The sequence below is a fragment of the Escherichia sp. MOD1-EC6021 genome, assembly GCF_002965245.1.
GTDB lineage: Bacteria > Pseudomonadota > Gammaproteobacteria > Enterobacterales > Enterobacteriaceae > Escherichia > Escherichia coli_F.
This window is the reverse complement of sequence record NZ_PTRU01000005.1, coordinates 29282-52721: the sequence shown is the minus strand read 5'-3', so window position 1 is coordinate 52721 and position 23440 is coordinate 29282. Positions and strand designations below refer to the sequence as shown.

Here is a 23440-nt window from a genome sequence, read left to right as displayed (position 1 = left end):
GTCAAGGAGAAGAGAGCAATGAAGCAGCATAAGGCGATGATTGTCGCCCTGATCGTCATCTGTATCACCGCCGTAGTGGCGGCGCTGGTAACGAGAAAAGACCTCTGTGAGGTTCACATCCGAACTGGCCAGACGGAGGTTGCTGTTTTCACGGCTTACGAATCCGAGTAAGAGCAACGGCGGGGAGTGATCCCCGCCACTTTACAGGTGCTCGCATATCTTCAACGCACCCTGTTTTTTACCTGGCCTGCCCACGGGCAGGCTTTTGGGGAGGTTAGCGAGTCAGGTCGTCGAAAAACTTCTTCACACCATCAAAGAAGCTCTTTGAGCGCGGGCTGTTGTGCTCGCCGGTTGGGCCACCGAAGCTTTCTTGCAGCTCTTGCAGCAGCTGTTTCTGCTTCTCGTTCAGGCCTACCGGTGTTTCGACGACAACGCGGCACAGCAAATCACCCTGTGCGCCACCGCGGACAGACTTGACGCCTTTACCGCGCATACGGAACAGCTTACCGGTCTGGGTTTCGCCAGGCACTTTCAGTTTGACGCGACCATCAAGAGTCGGTACTTCGATTTCGCCACCCAGCGCCGCCATAGCGAAGTTGATCGGGACTTCGCAATACAGGTTGTTGCCTTCACGCTCGAAAATCGGGTGCTGTTTAACCTGAACCTGAACGTACAGATCGCCTGCCGGTGCGCCATGCTCGCCCGCTTCACCTTCGCCCGCAAGACGGATGCGGTCTCCAGTGTCCACTCCTGCCGGGATTTTAACGGACAGCGTTTTGCTGCGCTCAACACGACCATGACCATGACATTTGTTGCACGGATCTTTGATCAGCGTACCGCGGCCCTGACAGTGTGGACAGGTCTGCTGTACAGCGAAGAAGCCCTGGCGCATCTGCACCTGACCAGAACCATGACAGGTCGGACAGGTCTGCGGCTGTGTACCTGGTTTTGCACCGCTACCGTGGCAAACGTCACACTCTTCCAGAGTCGGAATGCGGATCTCTTTGGTCACGCCACGTACAGCTTCTTCGAGGGTGAGCTCCATGTTATAGCGTAAATCAGCACCGCGCGCCGCACGTTGACGACCACGTCCGCCGCCAAAAATATCGCCGAAAACGTCACCAAAAATATCGCTGAAGTCTGCGCCGCCGCCAAAACCGCCGCCGCCCATGCCGCCTTGCTCAAACGCAGCATGACCATACTGATCGTATGCCGCACGTTTTTGCGAGTCGGTCAGAACTTCATAAGCTTCCTTGATCTCTTTAAATTTCGCCTCGGCCTCTTTGTCACCCTGGTTACGGTCCGGGTGGTATTTCATGGCCAGGCGTTTGTAGGCCTTTTTGATTTCACGCTCTTCCGCTGTTTTGGAAACGCCTAAAATCTCGTAATAATCTTGCTTAGCCATCTTTTTTGATTTGCCCCTAGATGAATGCACGGGCGGAGAGGAAATTCCCCTTCGCCCGTGTCAGTATAATTACCCGTTTATAGGGCGATTATTTTTTGTCTTTGACTTCTTCAAATTCAGCGTCGACAACATCGTCATCTTTCGCGTTGTTTGCAGAAGCATCAGCACCGGCAGTCTGCTGCTGGGCATGTTGCTGCTGGGCGATTTCCATCAGTTTCTGGGAAACCTGTGCCAGTTCCTGCATTTTCGCTTCGATAGCGGCTTTGTCTTCACCTTTCAGAGCAGTTTCCAGTGCAGTCAGCGCAGACTCGATAGCAGTTTTGTCGTCAGCCGGCAGTTTGTCGCCTGCTTCTTCAACCTGCTTACGGGTGCTGTGCAGCAGATGGTCACCCTGGTTGCGAGTCTGTACCAGCTCTTCAAACTTACGGTCAGCTTCGGCGTTAGCTTCTGCGTCGCGTACCATTTTCTGGATTTCATCTTCGTTCAGACCAGAAGAAGCCTTGATGGTGATCTTCTGCTCTTTACCGCTGTTTTTATCTTTCGCGGAAACGTGCAGGATACCGTCAGCATCGATATCGAAGGTAACTTCGATCTGCGGCATACCGCGCGGTGCCGGGTTGATGCCATCCAGGTTGAACTGACCCAGAGATTTGTTATCAGCCGCACGTTTACGTTCACCCTGCAGCACATGGATGGTTACCGCAGACTGGTTGTCTTCAGCGGTAGAGAACACCTGGCTGTGCTTGGTCGGGATAGTGGTGTTTTTCGCGATCAGCGTCGTCATCACACCGCCCATGGTTTCGATACCCAGAGACAGCGGGGTAACGTCCAGCAGCAGTACGTCTTTTACGTCACCAGTCAGAACACCACCCTGAACAGCAGCACCGATGGCTACAGCTTCGTCCGGGTTAACGTCTTTACGCGGCTCTTTACCAAAGAATTCAGCAACTTTCTTCTGAACCATTGGCATACGAGTCTGACCACCAACGAGGATAACGTCGTCGATATCAGATACGGACAGGCCAGCGTCCTGCAGTGCAACTTTCAGCGGCTCAATGGAACGGTTTACCAGGTCTTCAACCAGGCTTTCCAGTTTCGCACGAGTCACTTTGATGTTCATGTGTTTCGGACCGGTCGCGTCTGCAGTGATATATGGCAGGTTAACGTCGGTCTGCTGAGCGGAAGAAAGTTCGATTTTCGCTTTTTCTGCCGCTTCTTTCAGGCGCTGCATTGCCAGCGGATCGTTGCGCAGGTCAATGCCCTGATCTTTCTTGAATTCTTCAACCAGGTAGTTGATCAGACGGCTGTCGAAGTCTTCACCCCCCAGGTGGGTATCACCGTTGGTTGCCAGAACTTCAAAGGTTTTTTCGCCGTCAACTTCGTCGATTTCGATAATAGAAATATCGAAAGTACCACCACCCAGGTCATAAACCGCGATAGTACGGTTGCCAGTACCTTTGTCCAGACCGTACGCCAGCGCAGCTGCGGTTGGTTCGTTAATGATACGTTTTACTTCCAGACCAGCGATACGGCCTGCGTCTTTGGTTGCCTGACGCTGAGCATCGTTAAAGTATGCCGGTACGGTGATAACAGCTTCAGTTACCGGTTCACCCAGGTAATCTTCAGCGGTTTTCTTCATTTTTTTCAGCACTTCAGCAGAAATCTGCGGCGGTGCCATTTTCTGGCCTTTAACTTCGACCCAAGCGTCGCCGTTATCAGCAGCAATAATTTTGAACGGCATGATGGAAACATCACGCTGTACTTCTTCGTCCTGGAAGCGGCGGCCAATCAGGCGTTTAATCGCAAACAGGGTGTTTTGCGGGTTTGTCACTGCCTGACGTTTAGCCGGCTGACCAACCAGAGTTTCACCATCCTGGGTATAGGCAATGATAGAAGGCGTGGTGCGATCGCCTTCGGCGTTCTCCAGTACACGAGGAGTGGTGCCATCCATAATCGCTACACAAGAGTTGGTAGTACCCAGGTCGATACCAATTATTTTACCCATCTAAACGTCTCCACTATATATTCGGTCATCATGTGGTTGTGAGTCTGTAATAGGGGCGAAACGTTTGGTTTCAACAGCCCAATTTCATTTTTTTTGCAGACTCACTCACTGCGGTTGACTACTAAATGGGGTCGTAACCCACGTCATCAAGGGGGAGATGCAAAAATTTTTTGTGCTTTTGCGCAGAAATTTCGCGATATGCCAGAAGAAGCCATGAAACAGACAGTAATTTCATTCATATAAAGAATGAATCACAACCAAGGTATTCACCAAAAAATTGTAATAAAAAGAAAAGATTACATGACTGAAACTTCTTTTCATCAGCAGTAAACTAGTGGGTATTCTTCCCCCTTCCCCTCCCTACGAAGAGAATCCTTATGAAATCCGTTTTTACGATTTCCGCCAGCCTGGCAATTAGCCTGTTGCTTTGCTGCACAGCGCAGGCAAACGACCATAAAATCCTCGGCGTCATTGCCATGCCGCGTAACGAAACCAACGATCTGGCGCTGAAACTTCCTGTTTGTCGCATTGTTAAACGCATTCAACTCACTGCCGACCATGGCGATTTACAGTTAAGTGGTGCATCGGTTTATTTCAAAGCCGCCCGTAGCGCCAGTCAGAGCCTGAATATTCCTTCAGAAATAAAAGAAGGGCAAACCACTGACTGGATCAACATTAACAGCGATAACGACAATAAACGCTGCGTCTCAAAAATCACCTTTTCCGGCCATACGGTGAACTCATCGGATATGGCCACGCTGAAAATTATCGGCGACGACTAACGCCAGAATATAGAAGCCACAAAAAATGAATGTTAATTACCTGAATGATTCAGATCTGGATTTTCTCCAGCAATGTAGTGAGGAACAATTGGCAAATTTCGCCCGGCTGCTCACCCATAATGAAAAAGGCAAAACTCGCCTCTCCAGCGTACTGATGCGCAACGAACTGTTTAAATCGATGGAAGGACATCCCGAGCAACATCGCCGCAACTGGCAGCTGATTGCCGGAGAATTACAGCATTTTGGTGGCGATAGTATCGCCAACAAACTGCGTGGACACGGTAAATTGTATCGGGCCATTTTGCTCGATGTTTCAAAACGATTGAAGCTGAAAGCCGACAAAGAGATGTCTACGTTTGAAATTGAGCAACAGTTACTGGAACAATTTCTGCGTAATACCTGGAAGAAAATGGACGAGGAACATAAGCAGGAGTTTCTGCACGCGGTCGATGCCAGGGTGAATGAGCTGGAAGAGCTGCTGCCGCTGCTGATGAAAGACAAATTATTGGCAAAAGGCGTGTCGCATTTGCTTTCCAGCCAATTGACCCGCATTTTACGCACCCACGCAGCAATGAGCGTACTTGGGCATGGTTTGCTGCGCGGCGCGGGGCTGGGAGGCCCTGTAGGCGCGGCACTAAATGGGGTTAAAGCGGTCAGCGGCAGCGCCTATCGCGTGACGATTCCAGCCGTACTGCAAATCGCCTGCCTGCGCCGGATGGTTAGTGCCACTCAGGTCTGATACCGGAAACCGGGGAAAATTTTCATTTTCCCTTCAAAAGATCGTAGACACTGCCCCACTGGCTGATTATTATGCCGCGCCCTGAAAACACTACAGTTATTCAGGGAAATTATTTCACCATTCATTCGATGATGATTTTTGAGGAATTATGGGCAACACTAAGTTGGCTAATCCGGCACCGCTGGGCCTGATGGGCTTCGGCATGACCACCATTCTGCTTAACCTGCACAACGTGGGTTATTTCGCTCTTGACGGTATTATTCTTGCAATGGGCATTTTCTACGGCGGCATCGCGCAAATTTTTGCTGGTCTGCTGGAGTACAAAAAAGGCAACACTTTCGGTTTAACCGCATTCACCTCTTACGGTTCTTTCTGGCTGACGCTGGTTGCGATTCTGCTGATGCCGAAACTGGGTCTGACCGATGCGCCAAATGCACAGTTCCTTGGTGTCTACCTTGGTCTGTGGGGCGTGTTTACGCTGTTTATGTTCTTCGGCACGCTGAAAGGCGCACGCGTTCTGCAATTCGTTTTCTTTAGCCTGACCGTACTGTTTGCCCTGCTGGCGATCGGTAACATTGTCGGTAATGCCGCGATCATCCACTTTGCCGGCTGGATTGGTCTGATCTGCGGTGCCAGCGCAATCTATCTGGCGATGGGTGAAGTACTGAACGAGCAGTTTGGTCGCACCGTTCTGCCGATTGGTGAATCCCACTAATTGTTTTGAGATCCCCCCGCTCGGGGGGATTTTTTTATTCGCTAACTTCGCGTCTTGCACTCTTCGGTCTGAATGCTGCAACCACTTCCGGTGCCGTTTCAACGTATGGCCCTTCCAGCAACTGAATGCAGTACGGTACGCTGGCAAAAATACCGTGTACCACAACGTTACCCTCAGCATCCTTCACCCCTTCCAGCGTCTCTTTAATAGACTTCGGCTGACCGGGTAAGTTAAGGATTAGTGCTTGTTTGCGAATCACGCCCACCTGGCGCGAAAGGATCGCGGTTGGAACAAAATGCAGGCTAATTTGGCGCATCTGTTCACCAAAGCCCGGCATCTCGCGGTCCGCTACTGCCAGCGTCGCATCGGGCGTGACGTCACGACGCGCCGGCCCAGTTCCGCCCGTGGTGAGCACCAGATGGCAACTCATTTCATCCACCAGCTCACACAACGTTTGCTCAATGATCGCCTGCTCGTCGGGGATTAAGCGGGTTTCCAGTTCAAACGGCGTGGTCAGCGCCGATGTCAGCCATTCTTCCAGCGCAGGGATGCCTTTATCCTGATAAACGCCGCTGGATGCGCGATCAGAGATGGAAACTAAGCCAATACGTAAAGTATTCATCAAGATTTTTCCGTTTAAACAGTCTCGTTAAACAGAATGATACACTGCGAAGGGAGTGACAGACAGGCTTCAGAAGAGGTAGCGTGACCGACTTCCCGGTCACGCTAAGAATGATTACAGCAGATCGCCGATCATTTTTTCCAGTTTTTCCTGGTCAACAGCAAACTTACGGATACCTTCCGCCAGTTTATCTACTGCCATTGGATCCTGGTTGTGCTGCCACAGGAACTCGGACTCAGTGATACGCGCCGGACGCGCTTTCACTTCGCCGGTGTAAGACAGTTTACGTTCGATAGCCCCTTCGCTCTCAGCCAGCTCTTTCAGCAGTGGCGGTGCGATGGTCAGACGGTCGCAGCCTGCCAGTTCCAGAATTTCGCCGATGTTACGGAAGCTTGCGCCCATCACCACGGTTTCATAACCGTGCTCTTTGTAGTACTGGTAGATTTCAGATACAGAAACCACGCCCGGATCTTCTGCCGGAGCGTACTCTTTCTTATCAGTATTCGCTTTGTACCAGTCAAGAATACGGCCAACAAATGGCGAGATCAGGAACACGCCCGCTTCCGCACAAGCACGAGCCTGAGCGAAGGAGAACAACAGGGTCAGGTTACAGTTGATACCTTCTTTTTCCAGCTGTTCTGCAGCACGGATACCCTGCCAGGTAGAAGCCAGTTTGATCAGAATACGATCGTTGCTAATACCTGCATCGTTGTAGAGTTTGATCAGGCGTTTTGCTTTCGCAATTGACGCTTCGGTGTCATAGGAAAGACGCGCATCAACTTCAGTTGAGATACGGCCCGGAACCAGTTTCAGGATTTCCAGACCAATATTTACTGCCAGTTTGTCGGTCGCGTCCACGATTTGCTGCGCGCGATCGTTACTCTGCTGTTTCGCCCAGGCGACAGCATCATCAATCAACTTACGATATTCCGGAATCTGCGCTGCGTTAAGAATGAGAGAAGGGTTGGTTGTGGCATCCTGCGGTTGATACAGCTTCATTGCCGCGATGTCCCCAGTGTCGGCCACTACGGTGGTGTACTGACGAAGGGAGGTCAATTTGTCCGTCATGATAGTATTTCTCTTTAAACAGCTTGTTAGGGGGATGTAACCGGTCTGCCCTGATGATATCACGACGCAACGTCAGCGCAACCGCCGACAAGACGGTTATCGCCAGGCGAGGCTGTTTCGGATTTCTGACACTGCGTTGATATCGCCCGCCATTTTTATACAAAACCTCATGTATGCTACGCAGAAGTTATCAAGTACCTCGTAGCGTATATACTTCTTAAACAATTGGTAACGTTTACACAGGAAAGTCATCGCGACCGGCAATAAGAGGGATATGCATGCCAGATTTTTTCTCCTTTATTAACAGCGTCCTTTGGGGATCGGTAATGATTTACCTGCTCTTCGGCGCAGGTTGTTGGTTCACTTTTCGCACCGGATTTGTGCAGTTTCGCTACATCCGCCAGTTTGGCAAAAGTCTTAAAAATAGCATTCATCCACAGCCAGGCGGTTTAACCTCATTTCAGTCATTGTGTACCAGTCTTGCGGCGCGCGTGGGTAGCGGCAACCTGGCTGGCGTTGCGCTGGCTATTACCGCCGGTGGACCAGGTGCCGTCTTCTGGATGTGGGTTGCCGCGTTTATCGGCATGGCGACCTCGTTTGCCGAATGTTCCCTTGCACAACTTTATAAAGAACGTGACGTTAATGGGCAGTTTCGTGGCGGACCGGCATGGTATATGGCGCGCGGGCTGGGGATGCGCTGGATGGGCGTTCTGTTCGCCCTCTTTTTGCTCATCGCCTACGGCATAATTTTCAGCGGAGTTCAGGCGAACGCCGTTGCCCGAGCCCTGAGTTTTTCTTTTGATTTTCCCCCGCTGGTGACAGGCATTATTCTTGCTGTCTTTGCTCTGCTGGCAATCACTCGCGGTCTTCATGGCGTCGCCCGGCTCATGCAGGGGTTTGTCCCGTTGATGGCGTTAATCTGGGTACTGACCAGTCTGGTGATTTGCGTAATGAATATCGGGCAACTTCCCCACGTCATTTGGTCTATTTTTGAGAGTGCTTTTGGCTGGCAGGAAGCGGCAGGCGGCGCGGCGGGATATACCTTAAGCCAGGCGATTACTAACGGTTTTCAGCGCAGTATGTTTTCCAATGAGGCAGGAATGGGTTCGACGCCAAACGCGGCAGCGACAGCTGCGTCCTGGCCTCCGCATCCGGCAGCGCAAGGGATTGTCCAAATGATTGGCATTTTTATCGACACCCTGGTCATCTGTACGGCAAGCGCCATGCTGATATTACTGGCTGGCAACGGCACAACCTACATGCCACTGGAAGGTATTCAGCTTATCCAGAAGGCGATGCGGGTGTTAATGGGTTCCTGGGGTGCGGAGTTTGTTACCCTCGTGGTTATTCTGTTTGCCTTCAGCTCCATCGTTGCCAACTACATTTATGCTGAAAACAATCTCTTCTTCTTACGCCTGAACAACCCTAAAGCGATCTGGTGTCTGCGAATCTGCACCTTCGCAACGGTCATCGGCGGCACCTTGCTAAGTCTTCCGCTGATGTGGCAACTGGCAGATATCATAATGGCCTGCATGGCTATTACCAATTTGACCGCCATATTACTGCTCTCGCCTGTGGTTCATACCATTGCCAGTGATTATCTGCGCCAGCGTAAACTCGGCGTGCGCCCGGTGTTTGATCCGTTGCGTTATCCGGATATTGGTCGCCAGCTTTCTCCGGACGCGTGGGATGATGTTTCGCAGGAGTAATCACAACTATCGATCAACTCATTCTCTTTTTTTGCTAAAGTCGGCATAAATTTCCTGCAAGGACTGGATATGCTGATTCTTATTTCACCTGCGAAAACGCTCGATTACCAAAGCCCGTTGCCCACCACGCGCTATACGCTGCCGGAGCTGTTAGACAATTCCCAGCAGTTGATCCATGAAGCGCGGAAACTGACGCCTCCGCAGATTAGCACGCTGATGCGCATCAGCGACAAACTGGCGGGTATCAACGCCGCTCGCTTTCATGACTGGCAGCCAGATTTCACGCCAGAGAATGCCCGACAAGCGATTCTGGCATTTAAAGGTGATGTCTATACTGGCTTGCAGGCCGAAACCTTCAGCGAAGATGATTTCGATTTTGCCCAACAGCATTTGCGAATGCTTTCCGGCTTGTATGGCGTACTGCGCCCGCTCGATTTAATGCAGCCTTATCGTCTGGAAATGGGGATCCGTCTTGAGAATGCCCGAGGGAAAGATCTGTATCAATTCTGGGGAGATATCATCACCAACAAACTGAACGAGGCGCTCGCAGCACAAGGCGATAATGTGGTGATTAATCTGGCGTCAGATGAGTATTTTAAATCGGTGAAGCCGAAGAAATTGAATGCCGAGATTATCAAGCCAGTGTTCCTCGATGAGAAGAACGGCAAATTTAAGATCATCAGCTTCTACGCTAAGAAAGCACGCGGTCTGATGAGTCGTTTCATTATTGAAAATCGGCTGACCAAACCAGAGCAACTGACTGGTTTTAATAGCGAAGGTTACTTCTTTGATGAAGCTTCCTCCAGCAACGGCGAACTGGTGTTTAAACGCTACGAGCAGCGTTAAGTTTGCAGTAAATGCCGGATGCGGCGTGAACGCCTTATCCGGCCTACAAAAGCATGCAGATTCAATATATTGCAGAATTAACGTAGGCCTGATAAGACGCGCCAGCGTCGCATCAGGCGCTGAATGCCGGATTGTTACCCGGCATTTGTCATTTAGCGGTGATGTTTGCCTGGACCATGACCGCCGTGATGATCATGAGGAGCTTTCTTATGGTGGCGCGGCGGTGGCGGCGGTCCGTGTGGGTGCCAGCGATTGCCTCGCCATTCATAATGTTGTTTCCACCAGCCGTGGTCGCGCCAGTGACCGCCATCCCAGTAATAGCCACGATTATCACGATCGCCTATCTGTAATTTTACTGACGGGACTAACGTAATTTCCGCAGCCTGTGCTGCCATGGGAGCGACCAGAACCAGGGAAAGTGCGAGTACGATAGATTGCATCTTTTTCACAGGTTACTCCTTTTATCATTGCCCGTTATGGGTCGATATCCGGAGATTACGCGATGAGAACGGCGGTTGTTATTCTCCGCAATCCTAATCTCTAAGTTACCGCATTTATTGAGAATTTCTCCTTTTTTCCTGTCGTTTTTCTCCATATTTTCTTCATAAAAAAGCCGGGCTGTATAAAAGCAAACCCGGCCTGATTGAGATAATGAATAGATGTTACTGATGATTCATCATCAATTTACGCAACGCAGCAAAATCGGCGGGCAGATTATGCGAAAGCAAGGGTAAATCAGCACGTTCTGCCAGCTCTTTTGGCAGATCCAATGTTTCACCGAGAATCGCTTCCACGCTCTCTTTAAATTTCGCCGGATGCGCGGTGCCGAGGAACAAGCCATATTCGCCTGGATGCAACTGGTCACGCAGCGCACGATAAGCTACGGCAGCGTGCGGCTCCGAGGTATAGCCCAGCGCTTTTAACTCACGCATTGTCTGTTGCGTGGTTTCATCATCTACGGCTGCATAACCCAGCTCTTTCAGTTGCCAGATTTTGCGGCGGAACAACTCTTCCACACGCGGCCAGTTGTTCGGTTGACTCACGTCCATCGCGTTGGATAACGTCGCCTGAGTCGCTTTAGGGGACCACTGCCCGTCGTGCAGGAAACGCGGCACTGTATCGTTCACGTTAGTGGCAGCGATAAAACGCTTCACCGGCAGGCCAAGAGATTTCGCCAGCAGGCCCGCAGTCAAATCGCCGAAGTTACCGCTCGGCACCGAGACAACCAGCTGGTTGCGCGCTTCCTGCGGCAGCTGCGCAACAGCTTCAAAGTAGTAGCAAATCTGCGCCAGCAAACGGCTGATGTTAATGGAGTTAGCAGAGTTTAGCCCCAGCGCCACTTTCAGTTCTTCATCATCAAACGCCTGCTTCACCAGCGCCTGACAGGCATCGAAATCGCCGTCGATGGCAACAGTTTCAATATTGCCGCCCAATGTACAGAACAGTTTTTCTTGCAGTGGACTGATTTTGCCTCTTGGATAGAGGATAACCACTTTCACATTCGGTAAACCGTAGAAAGCATGAGCCACTGCCGCTCCAGTATCACCGGAGGTCGCGGTCAGAATGGTCACTGGCTTATCGCCCGCAATATGGGTCAGCATTTGTGCCATAAAGCGACCGCCGAAATCTTTAAATGCCAGTGTTGGCCCATGAAACAATTCCAGACAACCGACATCGCTTTCAACATTGGCGACCGGAGCCGGGAAGGCAAACGCCGCGCGCACGCGCTCTTCCAGTATTTCCTGCGGGATCTCATCACCAATAAACGCCGAGAGGATCTTCGCACTGCGGGTGACAAAATCCAGCTTCAGCATCTCATCAATTTCAGTCAGGCTGAATTCCGGCAGGTCGTGCGGGAAAAACAGCCCCTGATTTTTGCCCAACCCCTGGGTTACGGCTTGCGCAAAGCTGACCTGCTCATTGTGATCTTTCAGATTGTAGAGTTTCATTTAGTTTTCCAGTACTCGTGCGCCCGCCGTATCCAGCCGGCAAATATGAACAAAACCTTCCTGATTTTGCAGGTAGTTCTTACCCAACCAGTCGGCAACGCGCTGGGCGGTATCCGGCTTGTCACACAGAGCGAACAAAGTCGGGCCGGAGCCGGAGATACCGCTCGCTACCGCGCCGATTTCCGCGACCGCCTGCCGCGCCTGCCGGAAGCCTGGCAGTAACCGTTCACGGTAGGGTTCAGCGATAACATCTTTCATCAGCTTCGCGGCAAGCTCAGGCTGACGGGAATAGCAGGCGTGAATGAAGCCTGCCAGATGTCGCCCGTGCGCAATGCAATCCTGGCGGCGATACTGCGCCGGTAAAATCGCCCTGGCTTCTGCCGTCGAGACTTTAATCCCCGGATACGCCAGAACCCACAGCCACTCATCAAACCCCGGCACTTGCTGGCTGATGATGTCGTTTTCTTCGATCATCAACTGCATACCACCAAGAAAACAGGGTGCCACGTTGTCGTAATGAATGCTGCCGGAGATACGCCCTTCCAGCTCGCCCATCAAAGCCAGCAAACGGGTGTCATTAAGCGGCTTGCCGCAATGTTCATTCATCGCCATCAGCGCCGCCACCACCGAACAAGCGCTGGATCCTAAACCCGAACCGATCGGCATATTCTTTTCCAGCGTCATTGCCACTGGAATTTGCTTGCCCAGCTCCTGGCAAAAACGCTCCCAGCACTGATAAACGATATTTTCCCGTGGTTCTGACGGCAGCTTATCGGCAAAACGTCCGAGATTGTTGAGACTGAATGTCTCTGCCGCCTCAACCGTGACTACATCTCCGAGCAATGCACCATCAACAGGTGTCACCGCCGCCCCGAGCACATCAAACCCGACGCTCATATTGGCACTGGAAGCCGGGGCATAAACTTTAACCATGTCAGACTCCTAACTTCCATGAGAGGGTACGTAGCAGATCGGCAAAGACACCAGCAGCTGTAACGTCATTGCCCGCGCCATATCCGCGCAGAACCAACGGCAGCGGCTGATAATAGTGGCTATAGAAGGCCAGGGCGTTTTCGCCATTTTTCACTTTGAACAGCGGATCATTGCCATCCACTTCGGCAATCTTCACGCGGCAGATGCCATCTTCATCAATATTGCCAACATAGCGCAAAACTTTGCCCTCATCACGAGCCTTCGCCACGCGTGCGGCAAAGAGATCGTCGAGCTGTGACAGATTCGCCATAAAAGCTGCAACATCACCCTCTGCGTTAAACTCTGCGGGCAGCACAGGTTCAATTTCAATATCTGCCAGTTCCAGTTCACGTCCCGTTTCACGGGCGAGAATCAATAGCTTACGCGCCACATCCATACCAGAAAGATCATCTCGCGGGTCCGGTTCGGTATAACCCATTTCCCGCGCCAGCGTGGTCGCCTCGGAGAAACTCATGCCTTCGTCTAACTTGCCGAAGATATAAGAAAGCGAACCGGAAAGAATGCCGGAGAACTTCATTAATTCATCACCTGCGTTGAGCAGATTTTGCAGGTTCTCAATAACCGGTAATCCAGCCCCAACGTTAGTGTCATAGAGGAATTTACGCCGCGATTTTTCCGCCGCATAACGCAACTGATGGTAGTAATCCATCGACGAGGTGTTGGCCTTTTTGTTTGGCGTAACCACGTGGAAACCTTCGCGCAGGAAGTCAGCATACTGATCCGCCACCGCCTGGCTGGAGGTACAGTCGACAATCACCGGATTCAGCAAATGATATTCTTTCACCAGGCGAATTAAGCGCCCGAGGTTAAACGGCTCTTTGGCTTGCGCCAGTTCTTCCTGCCAGTTCTCCAGATTAAGGCCATGCACATTGGTGAGCAGAGCCTTTGAGTTGGCAACGCCGCAGACACGTAAGTCGATATGTTTATTCTTCAGCCAGCTTTGCTGGCGCTTCAGTTGCTCCAGCAGCGCACCGCCAACACCACCGACGCCAATTACAAACACTTCGATAACCTGATCGGTATTGAACAGCATCTGGTGGGTAACGCGCACGCCAGTGGTCGCATCATCGTTATTTACCACGACAGAGATTGAGCGTTCAGAAGATCCCTGAGCAATGGCGACAATGTTGATATTGGCGCGGGCCAGCGCGGCAAAGAATTTCGCCGAGATCCCACGCAAGGTGCGCATACCATCACCTACCACCGAGATAATGGCTAGCCGTTCCGTCACCGCCAGCGGCTCCAGCAAGCCTTCCTTCAGTTCAAGATAGAACTCTTCCTGCATCGCCCGTTCAGCTCGCACACAGTCGCTTTGTGGAACGCAGAAACTGATACTGTATTCAGAAGACGATTGCGTAATCAGCACCACTGAAATGCGAGCGCGTGACATCGCTGCAAAGACGCGCGCCGCCATGCCGACCATCCCTTTCATTCCCGGACCGGAAACGCTAAACATTGCCATGTTATTCAGATTGGAAATGCCCTTGACTGGTAATTCGTCTTCATCACGGCTGGCGCCAATGAGCGTACCTGGTGCTTGAGGATTTCCGGTGTTTTTAATCAGGCAAGGGATCTGGAACTGAGCGATGGGGGTAATGGTGCGGGGGTGAAGAACTTTAGCGCCGAAGTAGGAAAGCTCCATCGCTTCCTGATAGGACATCGACTTCAACAACCTCGCATCGGGCACCTGACGCGGGTCGCAGGTATAGACCCCGTCAACGTCCGTCCAGATCTCGCAACAATCGGCGCGTAAACAGGCAGCCAGTACCGCGGCGGAGTAGTCGGAACCGTTACGTCCAAGCACCACCAGTTCGCCTTTTTCATTACCCGCAGTGAAACCTGCCATCAGCACCATGTGGTCAGCCGGAATGCGGCTTGCCGCAATACGGCGGGTGGACTCAGCAATATCGACGGTAGATTCGAGGTAATGACCGACTGCCAGCAGTTTTTCGACCGGATCGATTACGGTAACGTTGTGACCACGCGCTTCTAACACGCCGGCCATAATGGCGATCGACATTTTCTCGCCACGGCAAATCAGTGCCGCGTTGATGCTATCCGGGCACTGCCCTAACAAACTAATACCATGCAGGACATGTTTAATTTGGGCAAATTCCTGGTCGACGAAAGTTTTCAGCTGCGCCAGCGGGAATCCCGGCTGAGCGGCGGCGAGTCCCGTCAGAAGTTCGGCAAAAATACGTTCGGCATCGCTGATATTGGGTAAAGCATCCTGGCCGCTAATCGTTTTTTCAATCATCGCCACCAGGTGGTTGGTGATTTTGGCAGGGGCAGAGAGGACGGTAGCCACCTGCCCCTGCCTGGCATTGCTTTCCAGAATATCGGCAACCCGCAGAAAACGTTCTGCATTTGCCACTGATGTACCGCCGAACTTCAACACTCGCATGGTTGTTACCTCGTTACCTTTGGTCGAAAAAAAAGCCCGCACTGTCAGGTGCGGGCTTTTTTCTGTGTTTCCTGTACGCGTCAGCCCGCACCGTTACCTGTGGTAATGGTGATGGTGGTGGTAATGGTGGTGCTAATGCGTTTCATGGATGTTGTGTACTCTGTAATTTTTATCTGTCTGTGCGCTATGCCTATATTGGTTAAAGTATTTAGTGACCTAAGTCAATAAAATTTTAATTTACTCACGGTAGGTAACCAGTTCAGAAGCTGCTGTCAGAGACTCTTTTTTTAATCCACACAGAGACATATTGCCCGTTGCAGTCAGAATGAAAAGCTGAAAAATACTTACTAAGGCGTTTTTTATTTGGTGATATTTTTTTCAATATCATGCAGCAAACGATGCAACATTGCCGTGTCTCGTTGCTCTAAAAGCCCCAGCCGTTGTTGTAACCAGTCGACCAGTTTTGTGTCATCTGCCACTGCCAGGGTCGTCAGCAATGACATGGCTCGTTCGCGTAAAGCTTGCAGTTGATGTTGGTCTGCCGTTGTGTCACTTTTGGCCGGTTGTTGTATTAATGTTGCTAATTGATAGCAATAAACCATCACCGCCTGTCCCAGATTCAGCGAAGGATAATCTGCCACCATCGGGACACCAGTAAGAACGTCAGCCAAGGCTAACTCCTCGTTAGTCAGCCCGGAATCTTCGCGACCAAACACCAGCGCTGCATGGCTCATCCACGAGGATTTTTCCTCTAACAGCGGCACCAGTTCCACCGGCGTGGCGTAGTAATGATATTTCGCCCGACTGCGTGCAGTGGTGGCGACAGTGAAGTCGACATCGTGTAACGATTCAGCCAGAGTTGGGAAAACTTTAATATTATCAATAATATCACCAGATCCATGTGCGACCCAGCGGGTAGCTGGCTCCAGGTGTGCCTGACTATCGACAATTCGCAGCTCGCTAAACCCCATCGTTTTCATTGCCCGCGCCGCTGCCCCAATATTTTCTGCTCTGGCGGGTGCGACCAGAATAATCGTTATACGCATATTGCCACTCTTCTTGACCTAATAACCGCGCACAGGGTGATCATTGTCAACTTATTACGCGGATCGAATTTACAAACCCTTAACGTAAGTCGCAGAAAAAGCCCTTCACTTAACTTAAAAAAGGCTAAACTATTTCCTGACTATACTAATGGTTGAATTGTTAAAAAATGCTACATATCCTTCTGTTTACTTAGGATAATTTTATAAAAAATAAATCTCGACAATTGGATTCACCACGTTTATTAGTTGTATGATGCAACTAGTTGGATTATTAAAATAATGTGACGAAAGCTAGCATTTAGATACGATGATTTCATCAAACTGTTAACGTGCTACAATTGAACTTGATATATGTCAACGAAGCGTAGTTTTATTGGGTGTCCGGCCCCTCTTAGCCTGTTATGTTGCTGTTAAAATGGTTAGGATGACAGCCGTTTTTGACACTGTCGGGTCCTGAGGGAAAGTACCCACGACCAAGCTAATGATGTTGTTGACGTTGATGGAAAGTGCATCAAGAACGCAATTACGTACTTTAGTCATGTTACGCCGATCATGTTAATTTGCAGCATGCATCAGGCAGGTCAGGGACTTTTGTACTTCCTGTTTCGATTTAGTTGGCAATTTAGGTAGCAAACATGCAGACCCCGCACATTCTTATCGTTGAAGACGAGTTGGTAACACGCAACACGTTGAAAAGTATTTTCGAAGCGGAAGGCTATGATGTTTTCGAAGCGACAGATGGCGCGGAAATGCATCAGATCCTCTCTGAATATGACATCAACCTGGTGATCATGGATATCAATCTGCCGGGTAAGAACGGTCTTCTGTTAGCGCGTGAACTGCGCGAGCAGGCGAATGTTGCGTTGATGTTCCTGACTGGCCGTGACAACGAAGTCGATAAAATTCTCGGCCTCGAAATCGGTGCAGATGACTACATCACCAAACCGTTCAACCCGCGTGAACTGACTATTCGTGCACGCAACCTGCTGTCCCGTACCATGAATCTTGGTACTGTCAGCGAAGAACGTCGTAGCGTTGAAAGCTACAAGTTCAATGGTTGGGAACTGGACATCAACAGCCGTTCGCTGATCGGCCCTGATGGCGAGCAGTACAAGCTGCCGCGCAGCGAGTTCCGCGCCATGCTTCACTTCTGTGAAAACCCAGGCAAAATTCAGTCCCGTGCTGAACTGCTGAAGAAAATGACCGGCCGTGAGCTGAAACCGCACGACCGTACTGTAGACGTGACGATCCGCCGTATTCGTAAACATTTCGAATCTACGCCGGATACGCCGGAAATCATCGCCACCATTCACGGTGAAGGTTATCGCTTCTGCGGTGATCTGGAAGATTAATCGGCTTTACCACCGTCAAAAAAAACGGCGCTTTTAGCGCCGTTTTTATTTTTCAACCTTATTTTCAGATACGTAACTCATCGTCCGTTGTAACTTCTTTACTGGCTTTCATTTTCGGCAGTGAAAACGCATACCAGTCGATATTACGGGTCACAAACATCATGCCGGCCAGCGCCACCACCAGCACACTGGTTCCCAACAACAGCGCGCTATCGGCAGAGTTGAGCAGTCCCCACATCACACCATCCAGCAACAACAGCGCAAGGGTAAACAACATGCTATTGCGCCAGCCTTTCAATACCGCCTGCAAATAAATACCGTTCATTAACGCCCCAATCAGACTGGCGATTATCCATGCCACGGTAAAACCGGTATGTTCAGAAAGCGCCAGCAAGAGCAAATAAAACATCACCAATGAAAGCCCCACCAGCAAATATTGCATTGGGTGTAAACGCTGCGCGGTGAGCGTTTCAAAAACAAAGAACGCCATAAAAGTCAGTGCAATCAGCAGAATGGCGTACTTAGTCGCACGGTCCGTTAATTGGTATTGATCGGCTGGCGTCGTCACTGCGACGCTAAACGCGGGGAAGTTTTCCCAGCCGGTATCATTGCCTGAAGCAAAACGCTCACCGAGATTATTAGCAAACCAGCTGCTTTGCCATTGCGCCTGAAAACCTGACTCACTAACTTCCCGTTTGGCTGGCAGAAAATCACCTAAAAAACTGGGATGCGGCCAGTTGCTGGTTAAGGTCATTTCGCTATTACGCCCGGCAGGCACCACAGAAAGATTGCCGGTACCGCTTAAATTCAGCGCCATATTCAGCTTCAGGTTCTGCTTCCGCCAGTCCCCTTCGGGTAAAGGGATATGCACGCCCTGCCCGCCTTGATCTAACCCGGTACCGGGTTCAATGGTCAGCGCCGTTCCGTTAACGTCAGGTGCTTTCACCATACCTATACCGCGCGCATCCCCGACGCCAATTACAATAAATGGCTTGCCTAAGGTGATATTTGGCGCATTGAGTTCGCTAAGACGCGAAACATCAAAATCGGCTTTTAGCGTTAAATCACTATGCCAGACCTGACCGGTATAAATCCCAATCTTGCGTTCTTCCACGTTCTGATTGCCATCAACCATCAATGACTCAGGTAACCAAAAATGGATAAAACTTCGTTTCCGCTCCACGGTTTTATCCTCTTCCTGCACCGTATAAAGCTCGGTCACAGGAATAGCGATGAGCGGCCCAACGAGTTTTTGCGGCCCGCTGGTACTTTGGCGAATCGCATCTTCCACATCGCTACGGTAATCGGCACGTTCGACAATCACCTGCCGAATCAGCATTATCGGAATCAACAACAGCAATACTGCACCAAACAGGGTGGTCATTTTCCAGAACAGGGGGGATTTCAACATAGTCTTCTCCTTTGCAATGGCCGCAGGTTACAAAGGCTATGTGGGAAGAATTTGAAGCTATGTGAAGTGACGGTGAAGTCGAAGCGAAGCCAGCACACCGCCTTGTGGCACGTTGCACAGTGTGACTTCGCCATTAAGCAAACGAGCAACCTCACTGACGAACGCCAACCCCAGACCACTACTTTTTTGCCCATTCGCACGCGGCAAAGAGTAAAAGCGCTCAAAAACACGCGACAGGGCGTAGTCAGGAATACCACTACCGGTATCCAGCACCTTAAGCGTAACGTGTTCATGATCCACTTCAGCGCTTAGCGTTATGCTACCGCCCTCGGGGGTAAAATCGATGGCGTTATCCAATAAATTCCCCAGCGCCTGCTCCAGTAACGCCGATTCAGCAGCAACGTTAACCTCGGTGGGCATAACATGTAGAGTGATGTTTTTTTCCGCCAACTGCACGGTGCGCGCTTCGCTGATGCGGCGAAATAATGCCGCCACATCAACAGCAGTCAGAACGACTTCCTGACGATTCTCCAGTCTTGCCTGGCGTAGTAACGTTTCCACCAGCGCCTGCATTCGCGCATTTTGTGTCAGAATGTTGTCAGTAAAACGAGCCACCACTTCCGGCGGCGGACCTTCGCGTAAAATTTCCGCCGCACCACGAATCGCCGCCAGTGGGCTTTTTAGCTCATGAGTTAACGCATAAACATACTGCTCAATATAGTTTTTCCCTTCCAGCTTCACGCGCATACTTTCCAGCGCCTGCGCGAGTTTACGCAGCTCGCTACTACCGAGATCGGGGAGAGGAACGGGCTTATTGTCAGTGACAGAATCAGCATAGCGAGTGAGCCGGGCAATGGAGCGGTTGATCCACCAAACCATGCCTGCGCCAATCACCAGTGCAATCCCCAACAAAATGGCGCTGGCCCATAAAATTCGCCGCTCGCTGCGCTTAATGACCGGAGCCATCGCCGCGTTCGGTTTGCCTACGCTCAAAACGCCAATAAGCCGCGAGCCGTCCATAATTGGCGCGGCAACATACATCACAGAACTTTCGGGATCGTCAGGATTTTGCAACGTGCTGCGCGCACCATACTGACCACGCAACGTTAGCCAGACGTCATTCCAGCGCGAGTAATCCTGTCCAACGGCTTTATTTGCCGAATCGAACAATACTTTGCCCTGCGCATCAGTCATGTAGACATGATATTCATTACGAACTTTGTGAATGCCACCGATATTGGCGCGAAACGGGCGATCTTGTAGCTGATTAAACGCCTGCGCCAGTTGCCCATGCGTTGGATCACCAGAGAGCAAATCAGAACGCGCCAGCTCTGCCAGCAATGTTGCGGTGTCGATCAACGTTCCCTCCGTTGCTCTTCGCACGCCCGGTTTAACTTCTTTGACAAAAATTGCCAGTACGAACCAGGCCGCCACTGCCACCAGTAAAAAATAGCCCAGCAACAACCTCATGCCGATACGCATTACAGTCCCCTCAGGCTATATCCCATGCCGCGATGAGTATTAATCGGGGAAAGATCGGGGTTAATGGCGCGCAGCTTGGCACGCAGCGTTTTAATGTGGGTATCGACGGTGCGATCGTAGGTGTCCTGCGCATCTTCCCACACGCTATCCATCAGTTGCTGGCGGGACCAGACGCGGCCCGGCGACTTGAGTAATGTTTTCAGCAGCAAAAACTCATACCGCGTCAGCGTTAATGGCGTGTCAAACCAGCTGATCTGCGCCGCAGGTTCATTCAATTCAAAATGACCAATACGGATAACGGGAGACGGCGTCGAGAACTTCCTCACCCGACGCAGTAAGGTGCGCACTCTGGCGCACACTTCGCGAGGTGAAAACGGTTTAGCCACGTAGTCGTCAGCGCCAATTTCCAGCCCAAGCAGGCGATCGACCTCTTCACTTCGGGCCGTCAGGAACAGTACAGGTAACGCCGGATGGAGCGCCAGTAACTGGCGGCACAATTCAAAGCCGCTGATATCAGGCAAACCAACATCGAGAATCATGACATCGGGAACCTGCTGGCGAGCTTTATCCAGCACCGGCAAGCCTCGCTCAAAGACCTCGACGTCAAAACCTTCCTGCTGCAACATGTAGACCAGCGTGTCGGCTATCCCTTGCTCGTCTTCTACTAACCAGACCGTTTCCCGTTGCATAGATCGCCTCTGTTATTGCCGCCACGGCATGACAGGAACCGCGCTAATCGCATTTTTCGGCGAACCTTCTACAACTTTGTCGGAGTAAGCCAGGTAAGCGAGCGCGTTGCGTTTAGCGTCATAAAAGCGTACGACCTGTAACGACTTAAAGACCAACGACGTGCGTTTTTTGAATACTACCTCGCCCTGAGCTTTGCCGTTTTTAATGCGATCTGACAGTTCAATCGGCCCGACTTGCTGACAAGAAATAGCCGCATCGGAAGTATCTTCCGCCAGGCCCAATCCCCCTTTAATACCGCCGGTTTTCGCCCGGCTCACATAGCAGGTGACATTTTTCACATCGGGATCGTCAAAGGCTTCCACAACAATTTTGTGATCAGGGCCGATCATTTTAAATACAGTGTCGACCGAACCAATCTCTTCTGCATGAGCCAACGGCCCCAGCATTATCAGGCTTAAAGACAGAATCAAATGCTTGTATTTCATATTGTTACCATTTTTATCTATTACATGAGCAATTAGTTCACCACGATAAATAACATATTGATTAAGAACAAAATCTCAATACTTTTATTTCCGTCAAGACCTAAAACATACTCGACTAAGAAAAAAACACTGAATGCTAAAACAGCAAAAAATGCTATTATCCAATTACCTGATGTCAGGTGCTCGTTGTTGAAAGGATGAGGATATTTTATGGATCAGGCCGGCATTATTCGCGACCTTTTAATCTGGCTGGAAGGTCATCTGGATCAGCCCCTGTCGCTCGACAATGTAGCGGCGAAAGCAGGTTATTCCAAGTGGCACTTACAGAGAATGTTTAAAGATGTCACTGGTCATGCTATTGGCGCGTATATTCGTGCTCGTCGTTTGTCGAAATCGGCGGTCGCACTACGCCTGACTGCGCGTCCGATTCTGGATATCGCGCTGCAATACCGCTTCGACTCTCAACAGACATTTACTCGCGCATTCAAGAAGCAGTTTGCCCAAACTCCTGCTCTTTACCGCCGTTCTCCTGAATGGAGCGCCTTTGGTATTCGCCCGCCGCTGCGTCTGGGTGAATTCACCATGCCAGAGCACAAATTTGTCACCCTGGAAGATACGCCGCTGATTGGTGTTACCCAGAGTTACTCCTGTTCGCTGGAACAAATCTCTGATTTCCGCCATGAAATGCGTTATCAGTTCTGGCACGATTTTCTTGGCAACGCGCCGACCATTCCGCCTGTGCTCTACGGCCTGAATGAAACGCGTCCGAGCCAGGATAAAGACGACGAGCAAGAGGTGTTCTATACCACCGCATTAGCCCAGGATCAGGCAGATGGCTATGTATTGACCGGGCATCCTGTGATGCTGCAAGGCGGTGAATATGTGATGTTTACCTATGAAGGTCTGGGAACAGGCGTGCAGGAGTTTATCCTGACGGTATACGGAACGTGCATGCCAATGCTTAACCTGACGCGCCGTAAAGGTCAGGATATTGAGCGATACTACCCGGCAGAAGATGCCAAAGCGGGAGATCGCCCAATTAATCTGCGCTGTGAACTGCTGATTCCGATCCGTCGTTAACGCTGCAGCTCATCTAATGCAGGGGCGTCCAGATGCGAGATGTCCCCTGCGGTTTCAACCACCCAGCCAGACGCCAGCCACAAGCTTTCCTGATAATCCACGCGCGAAATAGAACAGTTACGCAGACGTAAGCGACGCTCTGCCCATGCTGGTAATCCGAGAATCGTACTCACCAGGCATCCCAGTGCAATACCGTGGCTCACCAGCAGCGGTCGGCTTCCCTGCGGTAATTCCCGACAAGATTCCAGTGCCGCATTGACACGATCGCTGAGCTCCTGCATAGACTCGCCTTCAGGAATACGTCCGTCGACAGTGCCATTGACCAGTTGGCGACGCCAGTTTTCTTCTTCTTCGGTGAGTGAATCGATATTTCTTGTTTCCAGTACACCCATATTTAATTCACGCAGGCGAGAATCAAAGATGATGTCACAGCCGCAGGCCTGGGCGATGATTTCCGCCGTGCGGCGGGTGCGCCCTAAATCGCTACTGATGATATGCGTAATGCCAAGCTCTTTGGCACGGGTCGCCACCTGCATCGCCTGTTGCTCACCTTTGGCAGTCAGCGGGCTGTCAGACTGGCCCTGAATACGTCGCTCGGCGTTCCACTGCGTTTCACCGTGGCGGACTAGGTATACCTGTAACATGCTTTTTTTCCGT

Annotated in this window: 24 protein-coding genes and 1 other annotated feature; of the genes, 8 read left to right on the top strand and 16 right to left on the bottom strand. The window is 51.0% G+C overall.

What is annotated here, in order from left to right:
• Positions 1-18: 18 nt before the first annotated feature.
• Complete coding sequence (gene mokC / locus BEB54_RS07740) at positions 19-171, top strand: type I toxin-antitoxin system toxin MokC (RefSeq protein WP_000809168.1); 153 nt, start codon at positions 19-21, stop codon at positions 169-171.
• A 103-nt stretch (positions 172-274) separates the two neighbouring features.
• Here mokC and dnaJ read toward each other — a convergent pair whose 3' ends face one another.
• Both dnaJ and dnaK read right to left on the bottom strand, forming a co-directional pair.
• Positions 275-1405, bottom strand: a complete 1131-nt coding sequence (dnaJ, locus tag BEB54_RS07735) for a molecular chaperone DnaJ (RefSeq protein WP_001118464.1) — start codon at positions 1403-1405, stop codon at positions 275-277.
• An 88-nt stretch (positions 1406-1493) separates the two neighbouring features.
• Entirely contained in the window at positions 1494-3410 is a 1917-nt protein-coding gene (dnaK, locus tag BEB54_RS07730; protein WP_000516135.1) for a molecular chaperone DnaK, read from the bottom strand.
• 377 nt (positions 3411-3787) lie between these two features.
• On the opposite strand from dnaK, the gene BEB54_RS07725 reads away from it, so the two are divergent.
• The 3 genes from BEB54_RS07725 to satP all read left to right on the top strand — a co-directional run bounded on the left by BEB54_RS07725 (position 3788) and on the right by satP (position 5646).
• On the top strand, positions 3788-4192 hold the full coding sequence (locus BEB54_RS07725) for a DUF2541 family protein (protein WP_103253535.1): 405 nt from the start codon (positions 3788-3790) through the stop codon (positions 4190-4192).
• A 25-nt stretch (positions 4193-4217) separates the two neighbouring features.
• Entirely contained in the window at positions 4218-4931 is a 714-nt protein-coding gene (gene msyB / locus BEB54_RS07720) for an acidic protein MsyB (protein ID WP_001102400.1), read from the top strand.
• A gap of 148 nt (positions 4932-5079) precedes the next feature.
• Positions 5080-5646, top strand: coding sequence for an acetate uptake transporter (gene satP, locus BEB54_RS07715; protein WP_000528541.1), 567 nt, complete (start codon positions 5080-5082; stop codon positions 5644-5646).
• A 34-nt stretch (positions 5647-5680) separates the two neighbouring features.
• Here satP and mog read toward each other — a convergent pair whose 3' ends face one another.
• On the bottom strand, positions 5681-6268 hold the full coding sequence (gene mog / locus BEB54_RS07710; RefSeq protein ID WP_001094685.1) for a molybdopterin adenylyltransferase: 588 nt from the start codon (positions 6266-6268) through the stop codon (positions 5681-5683).
• Between the two features lie 114 nt (positions 6269-6382).
• Positions 6383-7336, bottom strand: coding sequence for a transaldolase (gene tal / locus BEB54_RS07705; protein WP_105277266.1), 954 nt, complete (start codon positions 7334-7336; stop codon positions 6383-6385).
• 278 nt (positions 7337-7614) lie between these two features.
• On the opposite strand from tal, the gene BEB54_RS07700 reads away from it, so the two are divergent.
• Both BEB54_RS07700 and yaaA read left to right on the top strand, forming a co-directional pair.
• A complete protein-coding gene (locus tag BEB54_RS07700) occupies positions 7615-9045 on the top strand; it encodes an alanine/glycine:cation symporter family protein (RefSeq protein ID WP_105282167.1) in 1431 nt (476 codons plus the stop codon).
• Positions 9046-9114: 69 nt separating this feature from the next.
• A complete protein-coding gene (yaaA, locus tag BEB54_RS07695; RefSeq protein WP_000906178.1) occupies positions 9115-9891 on the top strand; it encodes a peroxide stress protein YaaA in 777 nt (258 codons plus the stop codon).
• Between the two features lie 152 nt (positions 9892-10043).
• Here yaaA and BEB54_RS07690 read toward each other — a convergent pair whose 3' ends face one another.
• The 7 genes from BEB54_RS07690 to yjjY all read right to left on the bottom strand — a co-directional run bounded on the left by BEB54_RS07690 (position 10044) and on the right by yjjY (position 16823).
• Positions 10044-10340 carry a DUF2502 domain-containing protein gene (locus BEB54_RS07690; protein WP_000738723.1) on the bottom strand — a complete coding sequence of 99 codons (297 nt, stop codon included), beginning with the start codon at positions 10338-10340 and terminating at the stop codon, positions 10044-10046.
• Positions 10341-10553: 213 nt separating this feature from the next.
• Positions 10554-11840, bottom strand: coding sequence for a threonine synthase (thrC, locus tag BEB54_RS07685; protein WP_000781057.1), 1287 nt, complete (start codon positions 11838-11840; stop codon positions 10554-10556).
• Positions 11841-12773, bottom strand: coding sequence for a homoserine kinase (thrB, locus tag BEB54_RS07680; protein ID WP_000241660.1), 933 nt, complete (start codon positions 12771-12773; stop codon positions 11841-11843).
• Between the two features lies 1 nt (position 12774).
• Positions 12775-15237: a bifunctional aspartate kinase/homoserine dehydrogenase I gene (gene thrA, locus BEB54_RS07675; protein WP_001264706.1), complete on the bottom strand. Its 2463-nt coding sequence runs from the start codon at positions 15235-15237 to the stop codon at positions 12775-12777.
• A gap of 25 nt (positions 15238-15262) precedes the next feature.
• Positions 15263-15382 (bottom strand) — a sequence feature (Thr leader region).
• Complete coding sequence (thrL, locus tag BEB54_RS07670) at positions 15318-15383, bottom strand: thr operon leader peptide (RefSeq protein ID WP_001386572.1); 66 nt, start codon at positions 15381-15383, stop codon at positions 15318-15320. It overlaps the preceding feature by 65 nt.
• 213 nt (positions 15384-15596) lie before the next feature.
• Complete coding sequence (locus BEB54_RS07665) at positions 15597-16283, bottom strand: tRNA/rRNA methyltransferase (RefSeq protein WP_001223153.1); 687 nt, start codon at positions 16281-16283, stop codon at positions 15597-15599.
• A 399-nt stretch (positions 16284-16682) separates the two neighbouring features.
• Complete coding sequence (yjjY, locus tag BEB54_RS07660; RefSeq protein WP_001303782.1) at positions 16683-16823, bottom strand: protein YjjY; 141 nt, start codon at positions 16821-16823, stop codon at positions 16683-16685.
• Between the two features lie 95 nt (positions 16824-16918).
• Here yjjY and arcA point away from each other — a divergent pair, with 95 nt between their 5' ends.
• Positions 16919-17635 (top strand): two-component system response regulator ArcA, encoded by a 717-nt coding sequence (gene arcA / locus BEB54_RS07655; protein ID WP_001194358.1) that lies wholly within the window; start codon positions 16919-16921, stop codon positions 17633-17635.
• 64 nt (positions 17636-17699) lie between these two features.
• Here arcA and creD read toward each other — a convergent pair whose 3' ends face one another.
• The 4 genes from creD to creA are packed head-to-tail and all read right to left on the bottom strand — an operon-like array spanning position 17700 to position 21703.
• Positions 17700-19046, bottom strand: a complete 1347-nt coding sequence (creD, locus tag BEB54_RS07650) for a cell envelope integrity protein CreD (protein ID WP_105277264.1) — start codon at positions 19044-19046, stop codon at positions 17700-17702.
• A 57-nt stretch (positions 19047-19103) separates the two neighbouring features.
• Positions 19104-20528 (bottom strand): two-component system sensor histidine kinase CreC, encoded by a 1425-nt coding sequence (gene creC / locus BEB54_RS07645; protein ID WP_105277263.1) that lies wholly within the window; start codon positions 20526-20528, stop codon positions 19104-19106.
• Entirely contained in the window at positions 20528-21217 is a 690-nt protein-coding gene (gene creB / locus BEB54_RS07640) for a two-component system response regulator CreB (protein WP_001188688.1), read from the bottom strand. Before creB ends, creC begins: the two co-directional genes overlap by 1 nt.
• Positions 21218-21229: 12 nt before the next feature.
• Entirely contained in the window at positions 21230-21703 is a 474-nt protein-coding gene (creA, locus tag BEB54_RS07635) for a protein CreA (protein WP_000875487.1), read from the bottom strand.
• A gap of 210 nt (positions 21704-21913) precedes the next feature.
• On the opposite strand from creA, the gene robA reads away from it, so the two are divergent.
• A complete protein-coding gene (gene robA, locus BEB54_RS07630; protein WP_000371666.1) occupies positions 21914-22783 on the top strand; it encodes an MDR efflux pump AcrAB transcriptional activator RobA in 870 nt (289 codons plus the stop codon).
• Here robA and gpmB read toward each other — a convergent pair.
• Positions 22780-23427, bottom strand: coding sequence for a 2,3-diphosphoglycerate-dependent phosphoglycerate mutase GpmB (gene gpmB, locus BEB54_RS07625; RefSeq protein ID WP_000942351.1), 648 nt, complete (start codon positions 23425-23427; stop codon positions 22780-22782). The two genes, robA and gpmB, sit on opposite strands and share 4 nt — an antisense overlap.
• Between the last annotated feature and the right edge of the window lie 13 nt (positions 23428-23440).

Coding starts and splice junctions, on each gene's coding strand:
- yjjY (WP_001303782.1), bottom strand. CDS start 16,823: ATGACTAAAGTACGTAATTGCGTTCTTGATGCACTTTCCATCAACGTC.
- creC (WP_105277263.1), bottom strand. CDS start 20,528: ATGCGTATCGGCATGAGGTTGTTGCTGGGCTATTTTTTACTGGTGGCA.
- arcA (WP_001194358.1), top strand. CDS start 16,919: ATGCAGACCCCGCACATTCTTATCGTTGAAGACGAGTTGGTAACACGC.
- thrA (WP_001264706.1), bottom strand. CDS start 15,237: ATGCGAGTGTTGAAGTTCGGCGGTACATCAGTGGCAAATGCAGAACGT.
- BEB54_RS07725 (WP_103253535.1), top strand. CDS start 3,788: ATGAAATCCGTTTTTACGATTTCCGCCAGCCTGGCAATTAGCCTGTTG.
- creA (WP_000875487.1), bottom strand. CDS start 21,703: ATGAAATACAAGCATTTGATTCTGTCTTTAAGCCTGATAATGCTGGGG.
- tal (WP_105277266.1), bottom strand. CDS start 7,336: ATGACGGACAAATTGACCTCCCTTCGTCAGTACACCACCGTAGTGGCC.
- BEB54_RS07700 (WP_105282167.1), top strand. CDS start 7,615: ATGCCAGATTTTTTCTCCTTTATTAACAGCGTCCTTTGGGGATCGGTA.
- yaaA (WP_000906178.1), top strand. CDS start 9,115: ATGCTGATTCTTATTTCACCTGCGAAAACGCTCGATTACCAAAGCCCG.
- dnaJ (WP_001118464.1), bottom strand. CDS start 1,405: ATGGCTAAGCAAGATTATTACGAGATTTTAGGCGTTTCCAAAACAGCG.
- robA (WP_000371666.1), top strand. CDS start 21,914: ATGGATCAGGCCGGCATTATTCGCGACCTTTTAATCTGGCTGGAAGGT.
- thrC (WP_000781057.1), bottom strand. CDS start 11,840: ATGAAACTCTACAATCTGAAAGATCACAATGAGCAGGTCAGCTTTGCG.
- creD (WP_105277264.1), bottom strand. CDS start 19,046: ATGTTGAAATCCCCCCTGTTCTGGAAAATGACCACCCTGTTTGGTGCA.
- thrB (WP_000241660.1), bottom strand. CDS start 12,773: ATGGTTAAAGTTTATGCCCCGGCTTCCAGTGCCAATATGAGCGTCGGG.
- satP (WP_000528541.1), top strand. CDS start 5,080: ATGGGCAACACTAAGTTGGCTAATCCGGCACCGCTGGGCCTGATGGGC.
- mog (WP_001094685.1), bottom strand. CDS start 6,268: ATGAATACTTTACGTATTGGCTTAGTTTCCATCTCTGATCGCGCATCC.
- dnaK (WP_000516135.1), bottom strand. CDS start 3,410: ATGGGTAAAATAATTGGTATCGACCTGGGTACTACCAACTCTTGTGTA.
- BEB54_RS07665 (WP_001223153.1), bottom strand. CDS start 16,283: ATGCGTATAACGATTATTCTGGTCGCACCCGCCAGAGCAGAAAATATT.
- creB (WP_001188688.1), bottom strand. CDS start 21,217: ATGCAACGGGAAACGGTCTGGTTAGTAGAAGACGAGCAAGGGATAGCC.
- gpmB (WP_000942351.1), bottom strand. CDS start 23,427: ATGTTACAGGTATACCTAGTCCGCCACGGTGAAACGCAGTGGAACGCC.
- msyB (WP_001102400.1), top strand. CDS start 4,218: ATGAATGTTAATTACCTGAATGATTCAGATCTGGATTTTCTCCAGCAA.
- mokC (WP_000809168.1), top strand. CDS start 19: ATGAAGCAGCATAAGGCGATGATTGTCGCCCTGATCGTCATCTGTATC.